The organism is Streptomyces sp. NPDC058000, from assembly GCF_042886435.1.
Taxonomy (GTDB): Bacteria; Actinomycetota; Actinomycetes; order Streptomycetales; family Streptomycetaceae; genus Streptomyces.
The window spans coordinates 45,571-65,352 of record NZ_JBHVQS010000030.1 but is presented as its reverse complement, the minus strand read 5'-3'; the positions used below and the strand labels follow the sequence as shown (position 1 = coordinate 65,352).

The following is a 19,782-nucleotide window of genomic DNA, read 5'->3' as shown; positions in this document are numbered from 1 at the left end:
GCGCTTCCGGCCAAGACGGGCGCAACGGGGCGGAACCGCGGCCCCCGCTAGCGGCGTCCTGGCCTGTGTGCAGCGTCATGGCCCCGGCAACACCGTCGCCCCCCGTTTGCGCGCCACCGGGTTTCTCCTCCTTGTGGCGCATCTGCTGATCGTCGGCTGGCTGATGTTGCGTCCGCGTACGGTGCCGTGGGTGCCGGCCGCGAATCTGGAGCCGCTGGCGTCGATCCACGCCGAGCTGGTGCGGGGCGGCTGGTCGGCGGTGTGGCATCTGGGCGCGCCGGTGTTGTTGCTGGCGCCGCTGGGGGTGCTGCTGCCGTTGGCCGGAGGGCGCCTGAACGTCTCCCCCTTGGGCTCGATGGCCCGTACCGTCTTCGCCGGGGCGATGATCTCGCTGACGATCGAGCTGCTGCAGACCGCGGTGCCGGGCCAGGTCCCGGACGTCGACACGGTGCTGCTGAATACGCTCGGGGTCGCACTGACGCATCTGGTGGTCGTTCCTGGGGCCCGGTCCCGGCTCCGCCGTCGGGACGAGCGGTGTGCGGGTACGACCCCGAGAATCTCCAGGGTCGGCCTGACCCCGCAGGCTGACGTTTTCTCCGGTGGCCGGACCTACTTTTGAGGCATCGGGGCAGCCGCCCCGGATCGTCGAGAAGGAGTAGCCCGTCATGGCCGCCGCACTGGTCCGTCCCGCCAACAACCGCATGATCGCCGGTGTCTGCGCCGGCCTCGCCCGCCGCTTCGGGACGTCCCCGGCGACGATGCGGGTGATCTTCCTGGTCTCCTGCCTGCTGCCCGGTCCGCAGTTCCTGGTCTACCTGGCGCTGTGGGTCCTCCTCCCCTCGGAGGACAAGGCGCGCGACGCCGCGGCCTGGTAGCCCGGCACGCCCCGGACACGACGGCGCCCCGGCCCGTACGGGATACCGCGTACGGACCGGGGCGGTCCTGGGGAGGCGTCCCCTGGGGGACGGCAGGGGCCGGATCAGCCGCCGATGGGGAGGTTCTTGGTGACCGCGCCGGCGGGGATGCCGCCGAGCAGCGGGTTGCCCTTGTTGTTCAGGTGGGTCTTGACGTCGCTGCCGCCGCCCTTGGTGTTGGTGGCCCCCGAGAGGGTGTTGGTGGCGTCCTTCACCGGCAGGCTGTGCAGCACACCGTTGGTGTCGATCGAGTTGCCCGCCGGGGCTGCGGAGGCCGCTCCCGCGGCGGTGGCTGCGATGGCGGCGCCGAGCGCGACGGCACCAAGAGTCTTGACCGTTCCCTGCTTCATTGCTTTACGTCCTCGTGATGGGGGCTAGACCGGCTAGGAAACCTAGTGATTCCGCCGGCACCGCCGCAAACACCCTTGACACGCGGAAAAACGGCCGGTGGACAATCCACCGGCCGTTGCGCTAGACGCCTCGCACGGCGCTCACTCAGCGTCAGACTCCCTGCTGGGGGCGGGAGTTGTGGCCGACTGACGGAAGAGCCATTCCGAGCGCAATTCCGCGTATCCGGGCTTGATGACGTCATTGATCATGGCCAGACGTTCATCGAAAGGAAGGAAAGCAGACTTCATACCATTGACCGTGAACCACTGAAGGTCGTCGAGCGTGTAGCGGAATGTCCTGACCAGGTGCTCGAATTCCCGGGACATGCTGGTGTCGCTCATGAGGCGGTTGTCGGTGTTGACCGTGCAGCGGAACTGCAGCCGGCGCAGCAGGCCGATGGGGTGCTCCGCGTAGGAAGTGGCGGCCCCGGTCTGGAGGTTGGAGGTCGGGCACAGCTCCAGCGGGATGCGCTTGTCCCGGACGTAGGAGGCGAGCCGGCCGAGGGTGACGGAGCCGTCGTCGGCGACCTCGATGTCGTCGATGATGCGGACGCCGTGGCCGAGCCGGTCGGCGCCGCACCACTGGAGCGCCTGCCAGATGGACGGCAGGCCGAAGGCTTCGCCGGCGTGGATGGTGAAGTGGTTGTTCTCCCGCTTGAGGTACTCGAAGGCGTCGAGGTGACGGGTGGGCGGGAAGCCGGCCTCGGCGCCCGCGATGTCGAAGCCGACCACGCCCAGGTCGCGGTAGCGGTTGGCGAGTTCGGCGATCTCCAGCGCCCGGGCGGCGTGCCGCATGGCGGTCAGCAGGGCGCCGACGCGGATCCGCTGGCCGCGCTCGCGGGCCCGTCGTTCGCCTTCCCGGAAGCCCTCGTTGACGATCTCGACCACCTCTTCGAGGCGGAGCCCGCTCTCCAGGTGCTGCTCCGGCGCGTAGCGGACCTCGGCGTAGACGACGCCGTCCGCGGCCAGGTCCTCGGCACACTCGGCGGCGACCCGGAACAGCCCCTCGCGGGTCTGCATGACGGCGCAGGTGTGCGCGAAGGTCTCCAGATAGCGTTCCAGCGAACCGGAGTCGGCGGCCTCGCGGAACCAGATCCCGAGCTTCTCGGGGTCGGTCTCGGGGAGTCCGGTATAGCCGATCTCGCGGGCCAGGTCGACGACGGTGCCGGGGCGCAGCCCGCCGTCGAGGTGGTCGTGGAGCAGCACCTTGGGGGCTCGGCGGATCTGTTCGGCGGTCGGGAGGTTGCTGAGCTCGCTCGTCATTTCGGCACTGTAGCCCCTACGCGCGTAGATCTCGCCGAACGATACGTAACAGTGACCCGTCCACAGGGTGGACAGGGCGCCGCCTTCTGCCATCGTTCTCGTCATGGCTCAGCAAGCACTGCCGGTGCGCGAGGCCCGGCTGGGAAAACCGCTGGGAGCGGGCGGCACGGACCGGACGGTGAACGCCGTCGCCCTCCTCCTGCCCGGGTGCGGACCGAACGGACTGCGCCGGCCGTCGCCGGTGCCGGCCCTGACCGTCCGCCCGCTGGCCGCCCGGCTGGCCCGGGCCGGCCGCCCCGAGGGACTGACCGCCCACGTGGTCCACTACCGCTGCCGCGGCTGGAACGGCTCCGCGGCGCACCCGGCGCAGGACGCCACCTGGGCGCTGGACGAGGTGGTCCGGCGCTACGGCGACGTCCCGGTCGCGCTGGTCGGCACCGGCATGGGCGCCCGCGCGGCCCTGCACGCCGCCGGCCACCCGGCCGTACAAGCGGTCCTGGCCCTCGCCCCCTGGCTGTCCGATCCGCGCCAGTACGGCAGCGACCCCGACCCGGTGAAGCAACTGATCGGCCGCCAGGTCCTCCTGGTGCACGGCACCAACGACGAACGCGTCGACCCCGACCTCTCCTACCGCTACGCCCAACGCGCCAAGAAGATCAACCGCGACACCTGCCGCTTCGAGGTCCACTCCGACGGCCACTCCCTGCACCAGCACCGCTCCGAGGTGCACGCCCTCGCCACCGACTTCCTCCTCGGCTCCCTCTTCACCCAGGCCTACGCCCGCCCCGTCAAGGACGCCCTGGCCGCTCCCCCACCCCTGGGCCTCCGCATGCCCCTGGCATCGGGCTTCGGGGCGTCACTGCGGCACTGATCGCGCGGTCAACTGCGGTGCGGGGGTGGGGTGTCGGGGGTAGCCTCCGTGGGAGCTGAGAGCAACGGGGGGATTCGGTATGCCCATTGGGCCGCGATACCGGCGGGTGTCTGCGCTACAGCGCCAGTTCTTCGACCGGGAGACCGCGCTGTCCGCCTACGGCGAGGCACTGCGCCGCCTACCGCCGTCCGACGGCCCGCACCTCCTCAACATCGTGGGCATCGGCGGCATCGGCAAGTCCCGCCTGCTACAAGAGCTCCGCAACCGCACCGGGGAGGAGTACCGCACCGCCCACTTGGACCTCCAGATCCCCGCCCTGCGGCAGCAGGAGGACGCCCTCGCCGTGTTGCGCACCGGGTTCGGCGCGCAGGGCGTGAAGTTCGACCGCTTCGACATCGCGTACGCCGTGCTGTGGCAGCGCGTCCATCCGCAGCTGCGGATGGACCGCTCCAGCACCCCCTTCGCGGAGGAGAGCGATGTGCTCTCGAAGATCCTCGACGACGCCATGGGGTTCCCGGTCTTCGGCACCGCGGCCGGTCTGGTGCGGCTGACCGACCGGGCGCTGACCAGCCGGCAGCGCAAACAGCGCATCAAGAACGACCCGACGCTCCAGGACCTCGACAACCTCTCCAATGCGGAACTGGGATACGCGGTCTCCTACCTGCTCGCCGAGGAACTGCGTGAGGCCAGTCGCGAACGGCCGTTCGTGCTGTTCGTGGACGCGTACGAGGCGCTCGTTCCCACCCCGTTGCCCGGTGGGAAGAGCTTCGGCGCGGACGCCTGGTTGCGGGACCTGCTGGGGCAGTTACAGGGCGGGCTGACCGTGGTGGCGAGCCGGGAGCCGTTGCAGTGGGCGGCGTACGACGAGGACTGGGCGACGGTGATCCGCCAGGTGTCCGTGGAGGGGCTGCCGATGGCGGCCCGGCTCGACCTGCTCTCCGCGGCGGGCATCACCGAGGGCGGCCGGCAACGGTCGATCGCGGAGGCCAGCGCCGGGGTGCCGTTCTACCTCCACCTGGCCATCGACACGTACCACCAGAATCCGGCCCGGCTGGAGACGACGATCACCTCCGAGCACATCGTCCAGCGGTTCCTCCAACACGTTCCGCCGGACGAGGTCCGGATCCTGGAACTGCTCAGCGTGGCGCGTACCTTCGACTTCGGGGCGTTCCGGGCGCTGGGCCGGGCCTTCAACCTCCCCGCGCACCTGCTGACCTGGGAGTCGCTGACCGCGTACTCCTTCGCCTACCCGCTGGCCCAGGGGTGGTACCGACTGCACCAACTCATGGTCGCCGCCCTGCAGTCCCACCTCTCCCCCACCGTGCGACGGGACGTGCACGCCCAGCTGCGGGAGTACTGGGAAGGTGTCGTGGACCGCTCGGGGGACCTTCCCGAGCGAGGCGGGGTGTCCCGTTCGGCACCGCTGCGGGAGGCGGTCCACCACGGTCTGCACGCGGAGGAGATCACCGCCGAACAGATCCACGCCTGTGCCGACCGCGGGCTGGCGATGGGCGGGCGCCAGGCGGTGGACGGGATCCTGCGGGACCTGCGGGACTACCTGGCCACCCGGCCCGGCGCGGACCGTTCGCTACGGGAGGCCGCGGACTGCCTGGAGGCGGAGTCGCTGCTCGCCCTGGGCAACGCCCGGGCGGTGATCGACCTGGCGCCGGAGGTGGAACGGGAGGCCGGCACCGCGGTCTCCGCCCGGCTCGCCCTGGCCGCCGCCAACGCCCGCCGGATCGCCGGCGAGAGCCGCACCGCGGCCCGGATCTTCCAGCAGGTCTGGGACGAGCAGTCCGGTCCGGTGCGGATCTCCGCGGGCTTCTGCCTGGCCGACATCAGGATGTGGCAGGGCGACTTCGCGGCCGCGTTCGACCTGGCCGCCTCGGTGTACGACATGTGCGGGACGGACCACTGCGGCATCCGGGCGGACGTCAAGCGGCTGCTCCACCTCGGCCACCGCTTCCTGCTCGACTTCGACGCGGCCGGCGCACTGCTCGCGGAGGCCGAGGAGGAGTACCGGCACACCGCCGACCCATTCGGCTCGGCGAACATCCGGACCAACCGCGCCGAACTGCTGGCTTTCACCGACCCGGAGGCCGCCGTGGCGGAGGCCGCAGCGGCGCTGGAGGTCCAGCGGGAGCTGGGTGCCCAGCACGAGATCGGCAAGGCGTACACCGCGATGGCCATGGCGCAGACCCGGCTCGGCGCGTACGAGCGGGCCGCCTCGTCCTTCCTCAGCGCCTACGCCGCCCTCGACCGGGCCGGCTACCGGTCCGGCCGCGCCCGCGCCGACATGTACCGGGCGTTCCTCCTGCTGCGGCAGGGAGACCGCGCGGAGTGTCTGACAGTGCTACGCCGGGCGGTCGCCGAGTTCGAGGCGTGCGACGTCTATCCGTCGCTGGTGCTCGCCATCCACCGGGCGGCGGTGCGGCTCGGCGTGGACGACCCGGAGCTCGCGGCGGCCGCCACCCGCGCCCGGTCCGGCCTCCGCCCGCTGGGCCCGCTGGACGCCCTGGAGCGCCGGACCGACGCGATGCTGTCGCTGTTCCTGGGGGCGGGCGCATGAACCACCAGGAGCTGTACGCGGCGGCGCTGGCGACCACCGAGACCGCGGCCGGGTACTACAACCGCAACACGGGGCTGGACACGCCCGAGGGCCGGGTCAACGTGCGGATCCCGCTGCCGGGCGCCGACGTGATGGACGTCCGGCTGTGGCGGGAGGAGGAGGTGCTGGCCGCTGTCCGCCCCTACGCGGACCACACGCCGGAACTGCGCCACGTGTCGCGGCATCCGCGCTTCCAGGTCCAGAGCTTCATCGACGGGCGGCTGCTCGACGGCTTCTCGCCACGCGGCAGCGCCGTCCCCTGCCACGTCCTGGACGATGTGGTGCGGCTGCTGGCGCAGCTGACGGCGATTCCCGCGGGGAAGCTGCCGGCGCTGCCGGACGACTGGCCCGTCCCGGGCGACTCGACGGGCTTCGGGCGGCGGCTGTCGGCGCTGACCCGCCGGATCCACGCGGACCATCTGGCGGAGTACGGCGAGGTGTTCGCCGCCTTCGGCTTCCCGGCGGATCCGCTGGCGGGCACCGAGGAGCGATGGGCCGCGCTGACGTCCCGCCCGTTCGCGGTGCTCCACGCCGACCTGCACCGGAAGAACATGATCGTGTCCGGCGAAGCGACGTGGTTCCTCGACTGGGAGCTGGCGCTGTGGGGCGACCCGGTCTACGAACTCGCCATCCACCTGCACAAGATGGACTATCCGGAGGAGCAGCGGGAGACGCTGGTGGCCCACTGGCTGCGGACGATGCCGGCCGGGTGCACCGCCGGCTGGCGGCCCGACATGGCGGCGTACCTGCGTCATGAGCGCCTGAAGTCGGCGGTGGTGGACACCGTCCGCTACTCCAAGCAGCTGGTCGCTCCTGGTGCGGATCCCGCATTCGGCGCGTTTCTTGTGTCACGTCTGGCCAAGAAGGTGAATGCCGCCCGCCGGGACTGGGGAGTGGTCTCGGACGTCACGACCGAGGACATCCGCGCCGGGCTGCGCAGGGGACCGACGCACGGGAGCCCATGAAGGGGCGGTGGACAGGCGCATGGACGCGATGGCCCTGTACGAGGAAGCGTGCCGGCGGGACGACGGCCACGCCGGCTACTACAACCACAACGTGCGGGTGACATCCGGCCACACCCCGGTGATGGTCCGCATTCCGACCGCCGGGGCGGAGTCGATGGACCTGGCGGTGTGGCCGGAGCCGGAGCTGCTGGAGGCGATCCGCCCGTACGTCGGGGCGGCACCGCAGCTGCTCCACGCCCAGGCGGAACCGCCGTTCCAGATCCATGAGTTCATCGCGGGCCGGTCCCTGGACGAGGTGTGCCCGGCCGGGACGGCGCTGCCGGGTCGGGTGCTGGACGACATCGGGGAGCTGTTCGGGCAGCTGCTGCGCGTGCCGTCCGGCAAACTCCCCGCCGCGCCGGCCGGCTGGCCCGGGGACGGCGACTGCGCCGGCTTCGCGGCAGCGCTGCTGGCGCTCGTCCGCACCATCCGCGCCGCCGGCGACCCGCCGACCCAGCGGCTCTACACGGAGCTGGGCGTCCCCCACGACCCTTGTGCCCTGCTGGAGCGGCAGGCGGGCGAGCTGCACCGCCGCCCGTTCCGACTGCTCCACGCGGACCTGCACCGCGGCAACATGATCACCGACGGTCGGCGGACCGTCTTCCTCGACTGGGAACTGGCACTTTGGGGCGACCCGGTCTACGACCTGGCGGACCACCTGCACAAGATGTCCTACCTCCCCCGCGAGGACGCCCGGGTGCGGAATCTGTGGCGGCAAGCCGCCCCCGCCGACTGCCGCACCGACTGGGTCGACGGGCTCGGCTTCTACCTCGGCTACGAGCGGATGAAGTCGGCCGTGGTGGACACCGTGCGCTGGGCCCGGCGGATCGCGGTCGCGGACAGTGCCGCGACCCGACGGTCCCTCGCCGGCGCGCTCGCCGCCAAGTACGCCGCGGCGCGTCCCCATTGGGAACCAGTCGCCGCCGTCCCCACCCTCGACGCCGTCGAGCGGGCCGCCGTCCGCTGGGCCCGGGCCACCGGGCAGGTCACGACAGCAACGCCCCCCGGCGGCTCAGGAGGAACTTTTTGAAGGCGGCTACCGGGGGTGTGTCCATCCGGCCGTCGAGCCAGGCGACGCCGATCTCGCGGACCGCGCGGGGGGCGGTGACGGTCAGTTCGGCGACGCCGGGGCGGGGGACGGCGGGTGGGGGGAGGAGGGCGACGCCCAGGCCGGCGGCCACCAGGCCGCGGAGGGTTTCGGCTTCTTCGCCCTCGAAGGCGACGCGCGGGGTGAAGCCGGCCTCGGCGCACAGTGCGTCGGTGATCCGGCGGAGGCCGTAGCCCGGTTCGAGGGTGACGAAGAGTTCGCCGGCCGCCTCCGCGAGGCGGATCCGCTTGCGGCCGGCCAGCGGGTGGTCGTCCGGGACGACCAGGCGGAGCTTCTGCTCGTCGAGGCGGCGCGCCGCCAGGTCCGGGTAGTCGGGGACCGGGGAGGTCAGGCAGAGGTCGAGGTCGCCGGCGCGGAGGCGTTCGATCATCGCCTCGCCGTAGTTCTGGACGAGCTGGAAGCGGATGCCCGGGTGGTCGGCGCGGAAGCTGCGGATCAGGCCGGGGACGGTCTCGGAGCCGAGGGTGTGCAGGAAGCCGAAGGCGACCTTGCCGGCGGTCGGGTCGGCGTCGGCGCGGACGGATTCGGTGGCGCGTTCCAGGTCGGTCAGGGCGCGTTCGGCGGCGGCGCGGAAGGCGCGGCCGGCCGGGGTGAGGGAGAGGGTGCGGCCGTGCCGGGCGAAGAGGGCGACGCCGAGGTCGTCCTCCAACCGGACCAGGGCGCGGCTGAGGGTCGGCTGCGGCATGCCGAGTTCGTGGGCGGCGCGGGTGACGTGCTCGTGGCGGGCGACGGCGGCGAACTGGGCGAGCCGCGGGGCGAGGGTCAGCGCCCAGGAGTCGGGGCCCAGCTCGGCGGCCTCGGGGGCGGTCGGCGGGACCGAGTGAGGGTGTTCCGAAATGTCTTTTCTGTTGCGAGCTTGCGACAGAGACGGTTGTGAGCTGCGATCATGTGTCACAGCATCGATTATCGCGTTTTGATGCATTGGACGCATGAGATGTCGTCCTTCTACCTTCGGGGCATGCCTCCCGCTGATACCGGGGCGTCCGTCACCGACCGTGCGGCCGCCTCTCCCCAGTCGTCCACCGACTCCCCTTCTCCTTCCGCCGCGGCGACCGACCCCGAGTCGGACAAGCTGCGGCCGGGCGGCCCCGGCTACCGCCGGATGAGCTTCGCCCTGTTCGCCGCCGGAGTGGCCACCTTCGCCCTGCTGTACTCCACGCAGGCGCTGCTGCCGGCCATCTCCGCTGACCTCGACGTCGCGCCGGACCAGGCGAGTTGGACCGTCTCCGCGGCCACCTTCGGGCTGGCCCTCGGGGTGATCCCGCTCAGCGCGCTCTCCGAGCGGTTCGGCCGCCGCACCATGATGACGGCCTCCCTCACCGTCGCCGCGATGATCGCGCTGCTGGTGCCGTTCGCCCCCTCCCTCGGTACGTTGATCGCGCTGCGCGCCGTCCAGGGCATCGCGCTGGCCGGGCTGCCCGCGTCGGCGATGGCGTTCCTGGCCGAGGAGGTGCGCGCCAAGGCGCTGGTGGCGGCGATCGGCCTGTTCGTGGCCGGCAACAGCATCGGCGGGATGTCCGGGCGGATCGTCACCGGCTGGGTCGCCCAGGCGTGGGGCTGGCGGGCGGCGCTCGGCGCGGTGGGCGTACTGGCCGTGGTGTGCGCGGTGGCGTTCCGGCTGCTGGTGCCCCGGGCCCGGCACTTCGTGGCGCGCTCGGTGGGCCCACGGGCACTGGCCCGCACGCTCGGCGGGCACCTCGCCGATCCACTGCTGCGCCGCCTCTACGCCATCGGCGCCCTGTTCATGACGGTCTTCGGCGCGGTCTACACAGTGATCGGCTACCGCCTGGTCGCCGAGCCGTTCAACCTGCCGCAGGGCATCGTCGGCTCGATCTTCGTGGTCTACCTGGTCGGTACGGTCTCCTCGGCCGCGGCCGGGAAGCTGGTCGGCCGGGTCGGCCGGCGCGGTGCGCTCTACCTGGCCGTGGGCACCACCGCCGTCGGTCTGCTGTTCACCCTGGCCTCGTCGGTGGGCGCGGTGCTGGCGGGCCTGATCCTGATCACCGCGGGCTTCTTCGCGGGCCATGCGGTCGCCTCGTCGTCGGTCAGCCGCACCGCCAAGACCGCCCGGGCCCAGGCGTCCGCCCTGTACCAGTGCGCGTACTACATCGGCAGCAGCCTGGGCGGCGCGCTCGGCGCCGCCGCCTTCCACTCCGCCGGCTGGTCGGGCACCGTCCTCCTCGGCCTGGCCGCGATGGTCGGCGCCGCCGGCATCACCCTGTACGCCACCCGCAAGGCAAGCGCCGAACGCCGCCTTCTGCACCTCCAGAAGGCCGCGTAACACCCCACAGCGCGAAGGGCCCGCCCCACCACCTGTCCTGGTGGGGCGGGCCCTTCGTCGTGAGGGAGCCTCAGCTGCTGGGGAAGAGCGCGGTGTCGACCGTGACATCGAACGGCGCCGGCAGGTGCAGCTTGTCGCCGTACTTCACGGTTTCGAGCACGCGATACCGACCTCCCGCCGGCTGTCCGTACAGCGTTGCGGTGGGCCTGCCGGAGTGCCAGGGGTCGAGCAACAGGTAGAGGGGAACGCCGGCGTCGGCGTAGCCTTGGAGCTTCTCAACCCGGTCGTGATTCGCATTGGACCGGGACGTGATCTCGACGATCAGCTCGGCGGCGTCAGCCATGCGGCGCTCACCGCGGCGCGGCAGCAGTTTCTTGGGAATGACCGCCAGGTCGGGGATGTAGAGCCCCTGCTGGCTGGGAACGGTCAGCCCTTGCGTCTGGTAGATGCCCCAGTCCCGGGGGATGACGGTGTACAGCAGGCGCTGAAGTTCGTCCGCGGTGTCGTTGTGGTCGCTCTCCGGCGGTGGTGCCACGGTGACGATCCCCTCAATGATCTCCACCTTGCAGCCCTCCGGAGCGTCAGTCCGCTCCCATGTGCGGAGTGCCTCGTTCCAGCTGCTTTCATCAGCCTGGTGGGGGCGCTCGGCGATCACTGCTGCCATGGTGTGCTCCTCTATCGGTACGTCACCGATCCCAGCATGCCGAACGGGACCGGTGCCGGTCCACCGATCCCGTTCACCCGAATGAGAAAACCGCAGGTCAGGCGATACGTTCCAGCACGACCGGACGCGCCGCGAACGGGGTGTCCGACGGGCCGATCTGCACCCCGCCGTTCAGGGCTTCGAGCGCGTAGTCGAACTTTTCCGGGGTGTCGGTGTGGAGGGTGAGGAGGGGCTGGCCGGCGGTCACCGGGTCGCCGGGCTTGGCGTGGAGTTCGATGCCCGCGCCGGCCTGCACCGGGTCCTCCTTGCGGGCCCGGCCGGCGCCCAGGCGCCAGGCGGCGAGGCCGACGGCGTAGGCGTCGAGAGACGTCAGCACACCAGAGGCGGTGGCGGTGACGGTGTGCTGTTCGCGGGCGAGGGGGAGGGTGGCGTCCGGGTCGCCGCCCTGGGCGCTGATCATGCGGCGCCAGTGGTCCATGGCGGAGCCGTCGGCCAGTGCCTTGGCCGGGTCGGCGTCCTTGAGGCCGGCCGCGTCGAGCATCTCGCGGGCGAGGGCGAGGGTGAGGTCGACGACGTCGGACGGGCCGCCGCCGGCCAGCACCTCGACGGATTCGCGGACTTCGAGGGCGTTGCCGGCCGTGCGGCCGAGCGGGGTGGCCATGTCGGTGAGGAGGGCCACCGTCTTGACGCCGTGGTCGGTGCCCAATCCGACCATGGTGGAGGCGAGTTCACGGGCGTCGTCGAGGTGCTTCATGAAGGCGCCGGAGCCGACCTTGACGTCGAGGACGAGGGAGCCGGTGCCTTCGGCGATCTTCTTGGACATGATGGAGGAGGCGATGAGCGGGATCGACTCCACGGTGCCGGTGACGTCGCGGAGGGCGTAGAGCTTCTTGTCGGCGGGGGCGAGGCCGTCGCCGGCGGCGCAGATGACCGAGCCGACGTCGCGCAGGACGTCCAGCATCTCGGCGTTGCTGAGCTGGGCGCGCCAGCCGGGGATGGACTCCAGCTTGTCGAGGGTGCCGCCGGTGTGGCCCAGGCCGCGGCCGGAGAGCTGCGGGACGGCGGCGCCGCAGGCGGCGACCAGCGGGGCGAGCGGGAGGGTGATCTTGTCGCCGACGCCGCCGGTGGAGTGCTTGTCGGCGGTGGGCCGGGGCAGCGAGGAGAAGTCCATCCGCTCACCGGAGGCGATCATGGCGGCGGTCCAGCGGGCGATCTCCTTGCGGTTCATGCCGTTGAGGAAGATGGCCATGGCGAGGGACGACATCTGTTCGTGGGCGACGTCGCCGCGGGTGTAGGCGTCGATGACCCAGTCGATCTGTTCGGGGGTCAGCTCACCGCGGTCGCGCTTGGTACGGATGACGGAGATGGCGTCCATGGACGGGTTCCTTTCGAACGGGTAGCTCCCGTTCTACACGCATAGACGCGACGGCCGCCAGGGCGGGCGGCGAGCGGCGCCATCCGCGGTCCGCGGGGCGCCGCCCGCCGTCATTCCGCCAGGTGTCCCGGACCGAACGCGTCCGGCAGCAGTTCCGCCAGCGGCCGGATGCCGGCCGCGGTGTCCACCAGCATCTCCGGTCCGCCGTGCTCGTGGAGGAGTTGCCGGCAGCGGCCGCACGGCACGAGCAGCTCGCCCTTGCCGTCGACGCAGGTGAACGCGGTCAGCCGGCCCCCGCCGCTGGCGAACAGGGCGGAGACCAGGCCGCATTCGGCGCACAGCGCGAGACCGTACGAGGCGTTCTCGACGTTGCAGCCGGTGACCGTGCGGCCGTCGTCCACCAGGGCGGCGGCGCCGACGGGATAGCCGGAATAAGGGGCGTAGGCCCGGGACATGGCGTCCCGGGCCTGCGTCCGCAGTGCGGTCCAGTCGACCGGCACTTGGTGCGTCATGCGCGGTGTCTTCCTTCGTTTCTTGCTTCGCGCGGGGTGCGGGGATCCGCTCCGCGCGTCAGTGGCCCTGGCCCTTGCGGTAGGGCTTGCCGATCGCCTTCGGGGCCCGCAGGCGCTGCGAGAAGAGCGCCAGGACCAGCAGCGTAGCGATGTACGGGCTGGCCTCGACCAGTTCCAGCGGGACGTTGTCGGAGAGGGCGTACCAGACCACCAGAACGGCGGCGGCCACCGCGGCGACCGCGGCCTGGGCCCGCTTGGCGGCGCGCAGCCGCACCAGCGCCAGCCCGGCGAGCAGCGCGGCCAGACCCAGCAGCAGGGCGTGCACGGTCGGGCCGCCGCTGCGCAGCTGCATGGCGTCCATGAAGCCGAACAGGCCCGCGCCGAGCGCGACGCCGCCCGGCCGCCAGTTGCCGAAGATCATCGTGGCCAGGCCGATGTAGCCGCGGCCGCCGGTCTGGCCGTCCTGGTAGAAGTGCACGCTGATCGCCAGGAAGGCGCCGCCGAGGCCGGCCAGCGCGCCGGAGACCAGGATCGCCGCGTACTTGTAGCGGTAGACGTTGACGCCCAGCGACTCGGCGGAGAGCGGGGCCTCGCCGCAGGAGCGCAGCCGCAGGCCGAACGACGAGCGCCAGAGGAGGAAGAAGGTTCCGACGAAGAGGCCGACGGTGAGCAGGGTCAGCCAGGAGACGCCGGTGACCGCGCCGCCGAGCACCCCGGCGAGGTCGGAGACCAGGAACCAGTGGTGGCCCTCGATCCCGTTCAGCCAGTCCGCGAGGCCGGGGACGGTGAAGGTCGGCATGTCGGGCATCGGCGGGGACTGCTTGTCGTTGCCGCCGGCCAGCATCGCGGCGCTGTGCTCCTGGCCGAACCACAGGGTGGCGAGGTACTGGGTGGCACCCAGCGCCAGGATGTTGAGGGCGACACCGGAGACGATGTGGTCGACGCCGAAGGTGACGGTGGCGACGGCGTGCACGAGGCCGCCGAGCGCGCCGCCGAGGATGCCGGCCGCGGCCGCCGCCCAGGGGCCGTGCTGCCAGCCGACCGCGCCGGCCGCGAACGAGCCGAGCATCATCATGCCTTCGAGGCCGATGTTGATCACGCCGGCCCGTTCGGACCACAGACCGCCCAGACCGGCCAGCCCGATCGGCACGGCGGCGCTGAGCGCGGCCCCGAACTGGCCGCCGGAGGTGAGGTCCCCGGCACCGCTGACGGCCCGCAGGGCGGAGACCGCGACCAGCGCGCCGGCGATGATCAGCAGCACCCAGGGGTAGGTCAGCTTCCGCCGTCCGCCCGTGCCGGGAGCCGCGGGCCGCACCGCGGACTTGAGTTCGGTACTCACGCCGTCACCTCCGGCTTGTCACTGTTGTCGGCGCTGTCGGTGTTGCCGGTGCTGCCGGTGCTGCCGGCGTTACCAGTGCTGCCGGTGCTGCCGGCGCCGTCGCCGGTGCGGGCCAGCGCGGCCAGTTCCTCGCCGACCTTGCGCTGCTGGAGGCGCAGCCCGTAGCGGCGGACGACCTCGTAGGCGATGACCACGCAGAGCACGATGACGCCCTGGATGACGCCGACGATCTCCTGGGCGTAGCCCTCGAACTCCAGCCGGGAGCCGGTGCGGTCGAGGAACGCCCACAGCAGTGCGCCGAACGCCATCCCCGCCGGGTGGTTGCGGCCGAGCAGCGCGATGGCGATGCCGGTGAAGCCGATGCCGGCCGGGAAGTCGGTGCCGTACTGGAACGATTCGCCGAGCAGGGTCGGCATCCCGACCAGGCCGGCCGCGGCACCGGACAGCAGCATGCTGATGACGATCATCCGCTTGACGCTGACGCCGCTGGCCTCGGCGGCCGGTTCGGAGGCGCCCACCGCCCGCAGGTCGAAGCCGAAGCGGGTGCGGTTGATCAGGAACCAGTACAGGGCACCGGCCAGGACCGCGACCACCACGAAGCCCTCGACCGGCTTGGGGTGGGTGGAGAAGGCGAAGAAGTGGCTGGACTCCGGCAGGAACTTGGTGTGCAGGAGGTTGCCGTCCTTGATGGCGAGCCGGCCGTCCTGGAGGAAGTAGCCGATCACCGAGGCCGCGATGGAGTTCAGCATGATCGTGGTGATCACTTCGCTGACCCCGCGGGTGGTCTTCAGCAGACCCGCGATGCCCGACCAGATCGCGCCCACCAGCATCGCGATGACGATGAGCAGGATGATCTGGAGGGCGCCGGGCAGGGCTATGGCGCCGCCGACCGCAGCCGCGGCGAAGGCGGCCAGTCGGTACTGCCCGTCCACCCCGATGTTGAAGAGGTTCATCCGGAAGCCGATGGCCACCGCGAGCGCCGAAAGGTAGTACGGCACCGCCTTGTTGATGATCCAGACCTGGCTGTCGCTGTAGTGGCCGTAATCGGCCATGATCCCGTAGGCCCGGAACGGGTTCTCGCCGGACGCCAGGAAGACCAGCGAGCTGATGACGATCGCGGCGACGATGGCCAGCGCCGGTGCGGCGATGGCGAGCAGGACCTTGTCCCGGGCGGCGCTGCGCGCGAGGGCGGCAACGGCCGGGTTCTTCTTGGCCGTTGGGGTGGTGGTGGACGTACTCACTTCCCGCCACCCCCTTGGGCGGCGGCGGTGTCGTCCGACGCGCTGAGGTGGCCGCTGGCGGCACCGGTCATGGCGGAGCCCAACTCCTCCGGGGTGATCACGGCGGGGTCGGCGTCCGCGACCAGTCGGCCCCGGTACATCACCCGCAGGGTGTCGGACAGCCCGATCAGCTCGTCCAGGTCGGCAGAGATCAGCAGGACCGCCAGGCCCTCCCGGCGCGCGGCGCGGATCTGCTCCCAGATCTGGGCCTGCGCACCGACGTCGACCCCGCGGGTGGGGTGGGCGGCGATCAGCAGCTTGGGGTGGTGGCTCATCTCGCGGCCGACGATCAGCTTCTGCTGGTTGCCGCCGGAGAGCGAGGCCGCGGTGACCTCGATGCCGGGGGTGCGGACGTCGTACTCGGCGACGATCCGCTCGGTGTCCTTGCGGGCGCCGGCCAGGTCGAGGAGCTTGCCCTTGCTGTTCGGGCGCTCGGTGACGTGGCCGAGGATGCGGTTCTCCCACAGCGGGGCGTCCAGCAGCAGGCCGTGCCGGTGCCGGTCCTCGGGGATGTAGCCGATACCGCCCTTGCGCCGGGCGCGGGTGGAGGACCGCGACAGGTCCGTGCCGTCGAGGGTGATGGTCCCGCCGTCGGGCGTGCGGGTGCCCATGACGGCCTCGACCAACTCGGCCTGCCCGTTGCCCTCGACGCCGGCGACGCCCAGCACCTCGCCCTTGCGGATGGTGAACGAGATGCCGTCCAGCACCGTGCGGACCTCGCCGCTGGCGTCGGTGGTGGTCAGCCGCACGTCGCTGACCCGCAGCAGTTCCTCGTCCGTGACGGTGGACTCGCGGGTCTCCGGGGACGGCAGTTCGCTGCCGACCATGAGTTCGGCCAGCTGCTTGGGGGTGGTCCCGGCCGGCTCGACGGACGCCACCGTCGTACCGCGCCGGATGACGGTGATGTCGTCGGCGACCGACAGCACCTCGCCCAGCTTGTGCGAGATGAAGATGACGGTCAGGCCCTCGGACTTGAGCTCGCGGAGGTTGTCGAAGAGCGCGTCGACCTCCTGCGGGACGAGGACCGCGGTCGGCTCGTCGAGGATCAGCGTCCGGGCGCCGCGGTAGAGGACCTTGAGGATCTCCACCCGTTGCCGGTCGGCGACGCCCAGGTCCTCGACGAGCACGTCGGGCCTGATGTTCAGCCCGTACGCGTCGGAGATCTCCCGTATCCTCGCGCGGGCGCCGGCGCCGATGCCGTGCAGTTTTTCCGCGCCGAGGACGGTGTTCTCCAGGACGGTGAGGTTGTCGGCGAGCATGAAGTGCTGGTGCACCATGCCGATGCCGCGGGCGATGGCGTCGCCCGGGGAGTGCAGGGCGACGCGTTCGCCGTCGAGCGCGATGGTGCCCTCGTCCGGCTTCTGCATGCCGTAGAGGATCTTCATCAGGGTGGACTTGCCGGCGCCGTTCTCGCCGCACAGGGCGTGGACGGTGCCACGGCGGACCGTGAGGTGGATGTCGTGGTTGGCCACGACGCCGGGGAACCTTTTGGTGATCCCGCGGAGTTCTACAGCAGGGGCGTCCTGGCCGGGCGGGCTGCTGCTGGTGGGCGCTGCGTTGATGGCGCACTCCCCTCAGGGGCGAAGGAGCGGAAGAAGCGGACAGGGTGGGGCGGGGAGGCGGGGCCGGCGGCGCTCACACGAGGCTGCCGGGTACGGCCCCGGGAGGCTACGACTTCGGCGTCTCCTTGACCTTCACCTGACCCTCGATGATCTGCTTCCGGGCCGCGTCGATCTGCGGCTGGATGTCCGAGATGAAGCCGCCCGAGGTGGCGAGCGAGACACCGCCGTGCTTCAGGTCGTAGGTGTGGATGCCGGTCAGCGGCTTGTGCTGCTCACAGCTCTTGATCAGGTCGAAGACCGCCACGTCCACGTTCTTCACCACGGAGGTCAGGATGTGGTCCTTGTAGCGGGCCAGTCCCGGCTGCCGGTACTGGTCGGAGTCCACCCCGATCGCCCAGGCGCCCTTGACCTTGCTGATCGCCTCGATGGAGCCGGCGCCGGACTGGCCGGCGGCCGAGTAGATGATGTCGATCCCGCTGTCGAGCATGCCCTGGGCCTTGGCCTTGGCTGCGGCCGGGTCGTTGAACCCCTTGTCGTTGTTGGGGTACAGGTACTGCGAGACGACCTTGGCCTTCGGGTCGGTGGCGCGCACGCCCTGCTCGAAGCCGGCCTGGAACTTCTGGATCAGCGCGTTGTTCACGCCGCCGATGAAGCCCACCTTGTGGGTCTTGCTCTTCAGCGCGGCCGCGACCCCGGCGAGGTACGACCCCTCGTGCTCGGCGAACACCATCGCGTCGACGTTCTTGCCGGTCGGCACCGCGTCGACCACGCCGAAGGTGGTGTCCGGGAAATCCTTGGCGACGTTCTGCACGGACTGGCTGTAGGCGAAGCCCACCCCGATCACCGGGTTGTACCCGGCCTCGGCGAACGACGTCAGCCGCTGCTCACGGTCCGCCTCGGTCTCGCCGTTCTTCGCGGTGAGCATCTTGACCTTGACGCCCAGCTGCTTGCGGGCGTTCTCCGTACCGCGGGCGGCCGCCTCGTTGAACGAGTGATCGTCCCGACCGCCGATGTCGAAGGCCAGCCCGACACCCGCGTGTGTGGCGCGGTTGGCCTCGGCGAAGCTCTGTCCGCAGGCGGTGGCGGTGAGCGCGAGACACGCGGTGGCGGTGGCCGCGGCGGCAACCCTGATAACCCGACGCACGGGGCCTTCCCTTCGCTGTAAGCGCCCCCAGTGGCGCTGGCTTGTCGGGAGATTAACGCGCGTAGACCTGGCGCAAAACCCTCCACTGCGTTGCCGTTACCGATTCGTCTCTCAGGGCACGGCCCGGAAACACAGCGGGCGGCCGGCGCGGGGCCGGCCGCCCGTAGTGGCGGGGTGTGGCTCGTTTTATACGCTCCACGGGGCTCAGAGCAGTGCCGCCGCGGTGAAGAGTTCCACGCCGACGGTGATCGCGTGCTCGTCGACGTCGAAGTCGCCGCGGTGCAGATCGAGGCCGCTCAGCTCGCCGGGCGGGCGGACGCCGAGCCGGGCCATGGCGCCCGGGACGTGTTCGAGGTACCAGGAGAAGTCCTCGCCGCCGAGGGACTGCTCGGTGTCCTCGACGGCCTCGGCGCCGCGCCGGGCGGCCATCGCGTCGTGCAGCAGCTGGACGCTGGCGGCCTCGTTGACAACCGGGGGGACGCCCCGGACGTAGTCGATCTGGGACTTGGCGCCGTGCAGGGTGGCGACCTCGTCGATCGCGGCGTGGACGAGGTCCGGCGCCTGCCGCCAGGCGTCCAGGTCCAGGCAGCGCATGGTGCCGGAGAGCGCGGCCCGCTGCGGGATGACGTTGCAGGCGTGGCCGGTCTCCAGGCGGCCCCAGGTGACGGCGAGGCCGGCCCGGGCGTCGACCCGGCGGGAGATCAGCGCCGGCACGTCGATCGCGACCCGGGCCGCGGCGGTGACCATGTCGGTGGTCAGGTGCGGGCGGGCGGTGTGGCCGCCGGACCCTTCGAGGGTGACTTCCAGCCGGTCGCAGGCGGAGGTGATCGGGCCGATCCGCAGGCCGATCCGGCCGGCGTCCACCCGGGGGTCGCAGTGCACGGCGAGGATCTGCCCGACGCCGTCCAGCACCCCGCACTCGACGGCCTCGGCGGCGCCGCCGGGCAGGACCTCCTCGGCGGGCTGGAAGAGCAGCCGCACCGGGCGGGGCAGTCGGCCCTGACGGGCCAGCTCGGCGAGGACCAGGCCGGCGCCGAGCACCACGGTGGTGTGCACGTCGTGGCCGCATGCATGGGCGCGGCCGGGGACCGTGGAGGCGTAGTCGACGGTCTTGGTGTCGGGGATGGGGAGGGCGTCGATGTCCGCACGGAGGGCGAGCGACTCGCCAACCGGGCTGCCCGGGGTGCCGTCGACCGTACCGATGTCACAGACGAGGCCGGTGCCGGTGGCGAGGACCCGGGGGCGGAGCCCGGCCCGCTCCAGTCGGTCCTTGATCGCCGCGGTGGTCCGGAACTCCTGGTTGCCGAGCTCGGGGTGCATGTGCAAGTCGCGGCGGAACGCGAGGAGTTCGGCGCGTAGTGCCTCGGGGAGCGTGCCGGGCAGGGCGGGGGCGAGCGGGTCGGCGGCGGGGTGGGACATCAGTTGGTTCACCCGTTGAAGGTTACGGGCCCGAACCGGGCAACTGGCC

18 protein-coding genes are annotated in these 19,782 nt (G+C 71.6%); 7 read left to right on the top strand and 11 right to left on the bottom strand.

What is annotated here, in order from left to right:
* The first annotated feature begins 106 nt into the window (after positions 1-106).
* On the top strand, positions 107-619 hold the full coding sequence (locus ACFVT2_RS26055; RefSeq protein ID WP_390021776.1) for a VanZ family protein: 513 nt from the start codon (positions 107-109) through the stop codon (positions 617-619).
* 46 nt (positions 620-665) lie between these two features.
* Positions 666-875: a PspC domain-containing protein gene (locus ACFVT2_RS26050; protein WP_100605028.1), complete on the top strand. Its 210-nt coding sequence runs from the start codon at positions 666-668 to the stop codon at positions 873-875.
* Positions 876-979: 104 nt separating this feature from the next.
* Here the strand turns inward: ACFVT2_RS26050 and ACFVT2_RS26045 are convergent, their stop codons facing one another.
* Both ACFVT2_RS26045 and ACFVT2_RS26040 read right to left on the bottom strand, forming a co-directional pair.
* Positions 980-1,264, bottom strand: coding sequence for a hypothetical protein (locus tag ACFVT2_RS26045; RefSeq protein ID WP_390021774.1), 285 nt, complete (start codon positions 1,262-1,264; stop codon positions 980-982).
* Between the two features lie 141 nt (positions 1,265-1,405).
* A complete protein-coding gene (locus tag ACFVT2_RS26040; protein WP_390021773.1) occupies positions 1,406-2,566 on the bottom strand; it encodes an adenosine deaminase in 1,161 nt (386 codons plus the stop codon).
* Positions 2,567-2,669: 103 nt separating this feature from the next.
* Between ACFVT2_RS26040 and ACFVT2_RS26035 the strand changes: the two genes are divergently transcribed.
* The 4 genes from ACFVT2_RS26035 to ACFVT2_RS26020 all read left to right on the top strand — a co-directional run bounded on the left by ACFVT2_RS26035 (position 2,670) and on the right by ACFVT2_RS26020 (position 8,079).
* Positions 2,670-3,437, top strand: a complete 768-nt coding sequence (locus tag ACFVT2_RS26035) for an alpha/beta hydrolase (RefSeq protein ID WP_390021772.1) — start codon at positions 2,670-2,672, stop codon at positions 3,435-3,437.
* A gap of 106 nt (positions 3,438-3,543) precedes the next feature.
* Positions 3,544-6,006: a hypothetical protein gene (locus ACFVT2_RS26030; RefSeq protein ID WP_390021771.1), complete on the top strand. Its 2,463-nt coding sequence runs from the start codon at positions 3,544-3,546 to the stop codon at positions 6,004-6,006.
* Positions 6,003-7,010 carry a phosphotransferase family protein gene (locus tag ACFVT2_RS26025; RefSeq protein WP_390021770.1) on the top strand — a complete coding sequence of 336 codons (1,008 nt, stop codon included), beginning with the start codon at positions 6,003-6,005 and terminating at the stop codon, positions 7,008-7,010. The genes ACFVT2_RS26030 and ACFVT2_RS26025 overlap by 4 nt, the downstream gene beginning before the upstream one ends.
* 7 nt (positions 7,011-7,017) lie before the next feature.
* On the top strand, positions 7,018-8,079 hold the full coding sequence (locus tag ACFVT2_RS26020) for a phosphotransferase family protein (RefSeq protein ID WP_390021768.1): 1,062 nt from the start codon (positions 7,018-7,020) through the stop codon (positions 8,077-8,079).
* Here the strand turns inward: ACFVT2_RS26020 and ACFVT2_RS26015 are convergent.
* Complete coding sequence (locus ACFVT2_RS26015; protein WP_390021767.1) at positions 8,036-9,052, bottom strand: LysR family transcriptional regulator; 1,017 nt, start codon at positions 9,050-9,052, stop codon at positions 8,036-8,038. The genes ACFVT2_RS26020 and ACFVT2_RS26015 overlap by 44 nt on opposite strands.
* 63 nt (positions 9,053-9,115) lie before the next feature.
* Between ACFVT2_RS26015 and ACFVT2_RS26010 the strand changes: the two genes are divergently transcribed.
* On the top strand, positions 9,116-10,438 hold the full coding sequence (locus ACFVT2_RS26010; protein ID WP_390021765.1) for an MFS transporter: 1,323 nt from the start codon (positions 9,116-9,118) through the stop codon (positions 10,436-10,438).
* Between the two features lie 70 nt (positions 10,439-10,508).
* On the opposite strand, the gene ACFVT2_RS26005 is transcribed toward ACFVT2_RS26010, so the two are convergent.
* From ACFVT2_RS26005 to ACFVT2_RS25970, 8 genes are all read right to left on the bottom strand, one after another.
* The gene (locus ACFVT2_RS26005; RefSeq protein WP_390021764.1) at positions 10,509-11,102 is read right to left on the bottom strand and encodes a Uma2 family endonuclease; all 594 of its coding nucleotides are present in this window, start codon (positions 11,100-11,102) and stop codon (positions 10,509-10,511) included.
* A gap of 97 nt (positions 11,103-11,199) precedes the next feature.
* A complete protein-coding gene (locus tag ACFVT2_RS26000; protein WP_390021763.1) occupies positions 11,200-12,477 on the bottom strand; it encodes a thymidine phosphorylase in 1,278 nt (425 codons plus the stop codon).
* A 110-nt stretch (positions 12,478-12,587) separates the two neighbouring features.
* A complete protein-coding gene (locus tag ACFVT2_RS25995; protein WP_390021762.1) occupies positions 12,588-12,989 on the bottom strand; it encodes a cytidine deaminase in 402 nt (133 codons plus the stop codon).
* A 58-nt stretch (positions 12,990-13,047) separates the two neighbouring features.
* Entirely contained in the window at positions 13,048-14,328 is a 1,281-nt protein-coding gene (locus ACFVT2_RS25990) for an ABC transporter permease (protein WP_390021761.1), read from the bottom strand.
* A complete protein-coding gene (locus ACFVT2_RS25985) occupies positions 14,325-15,569 on the bottom strand; it encodes an ABC transporter permease (protein ID WP_390021760.1) in 1,245 nt (414 codons plus the stop codon). The genes ACFVT2_RS25990 and ACFVT2_RS25985 overlap by 4 nt, the downstream gene beginning before the upstream one ends.
* The gene (locus ACFVT2_RS25980) at positions 15,566-17,080 is read right to left on the bottom strand and encodes an ABC transporter ATP-binding protein (RefSeq protein WP_390021758.1); all 1,515 of its coding nucleotides are present in this window, start codon (positions 17,078-17,080) and stop codon (positions 15,566-15,568) included. The genes ACFVT2_RS25985 and ACFVT2_RS25980 overlap by 4 nt, the downstream gene beginning before the upstream one ends.
* A gap of 196 nt (positions 17,081-17,276) precedes the next feature.
* Positions 17,277-18,314, bottom strand: coding sequence for a BMP family protein (locus tag ACFVT2_RS25975; protein WP_390021756.1), 1,038 nt, complete (start codon positions 18,312-18,314; stop codon positions 17,277-17,279).
* A gap of 204 nt (positions 18,315-18,518) precedes the next feature.
* The gene (locus ACFVT2_RS25970) at positions 18,519-19,733 is read right to left on the bottom strand and encodes an amidohydrolase (protein ID WP_390021827.1); all 1,215 of its coding nucleotides are present in this window, start codon (positions 19,731-19,733) and stop codon (positions 18,519-18,521) included.
* Positions 19,734-19,782: the final 49 nt, after the last annotated feature.

Bases quoted from the DNA above. Each gene is read 5' to 3' on its own strand.
- ACFVT2_RS26010 (WP_390021765.1), top strand. From the start codon at position 9,116: ATGCCTCCCGCTGATACCGGGGCGTCCGTCACCGACCGTGCGGCCGCC.
- ACFVT2_RS26040 (WP_390021773.1), bottom strand. From the start codon at position 2,566: ATGACGAGCGAGCTCAGCAACCTCCCGACCGCCGAACAGATCCGCCGA.
- ACFVT2_RS26000 (WP_390021763.1), bottom strand. From the start codon at position 12,477: ATGGACGCCATCTCCGTCATCCGTACCAAGCGCGACCGCGGTGAGCTG.
- ACFVT2_RS26035 (WP_390021772.1), top strand. From the start codon at position 2,670: ATGGCTCAGCAAGCACTGCCGGTGCGCGAGGCCCGGCTGGGAAAACCG.
- ACFVT2_RS26025 (WP_390021770.1), top strand. From the start codon at position 6,003: ATGAACCACCAGGAGCTGTACGCGGCGGCGCTGGCGACCACCGAGACC.
- ACFVT2_RS25970 (WP_390021827.1), bottom strand. From the start codon at position 19,733: ATGTCCCACCCCGCCGCCGACCCGCTCGCCCCCGCCCTGCCCGGCACG.
- ACFVT2_RS26050 (WP_100605028.1), top strand. From the start codon at position 666: ATGGCCGCCGCACTGGTCCGTCCCGCCAACAACCGCATGATCGCCGGT.
- ACFVT2_RS26045 (WP_390021774.1), bottom strand. From the start codon at position 1,264: ATGAAGCAGGGAACGGTCAAGACTCTTGGTGCCGTCGCGCTCGGCGCC.
- ACFVT2_RS26005 (WP_390021764.1), bottom strand. From the start codon at position 11,102: ATGGCAGCAGTGATCGCCGAGCGCCCCCACCAGGCTGATGAAAGCAGC.
- ACFVT2_RS25995 (WP_390021762.1), bottom strand. From the start codon at position 12,989: ATGACGCACCAAGTGCCGGTCGACTGGACCGCACTGCGGACGCAGGCC.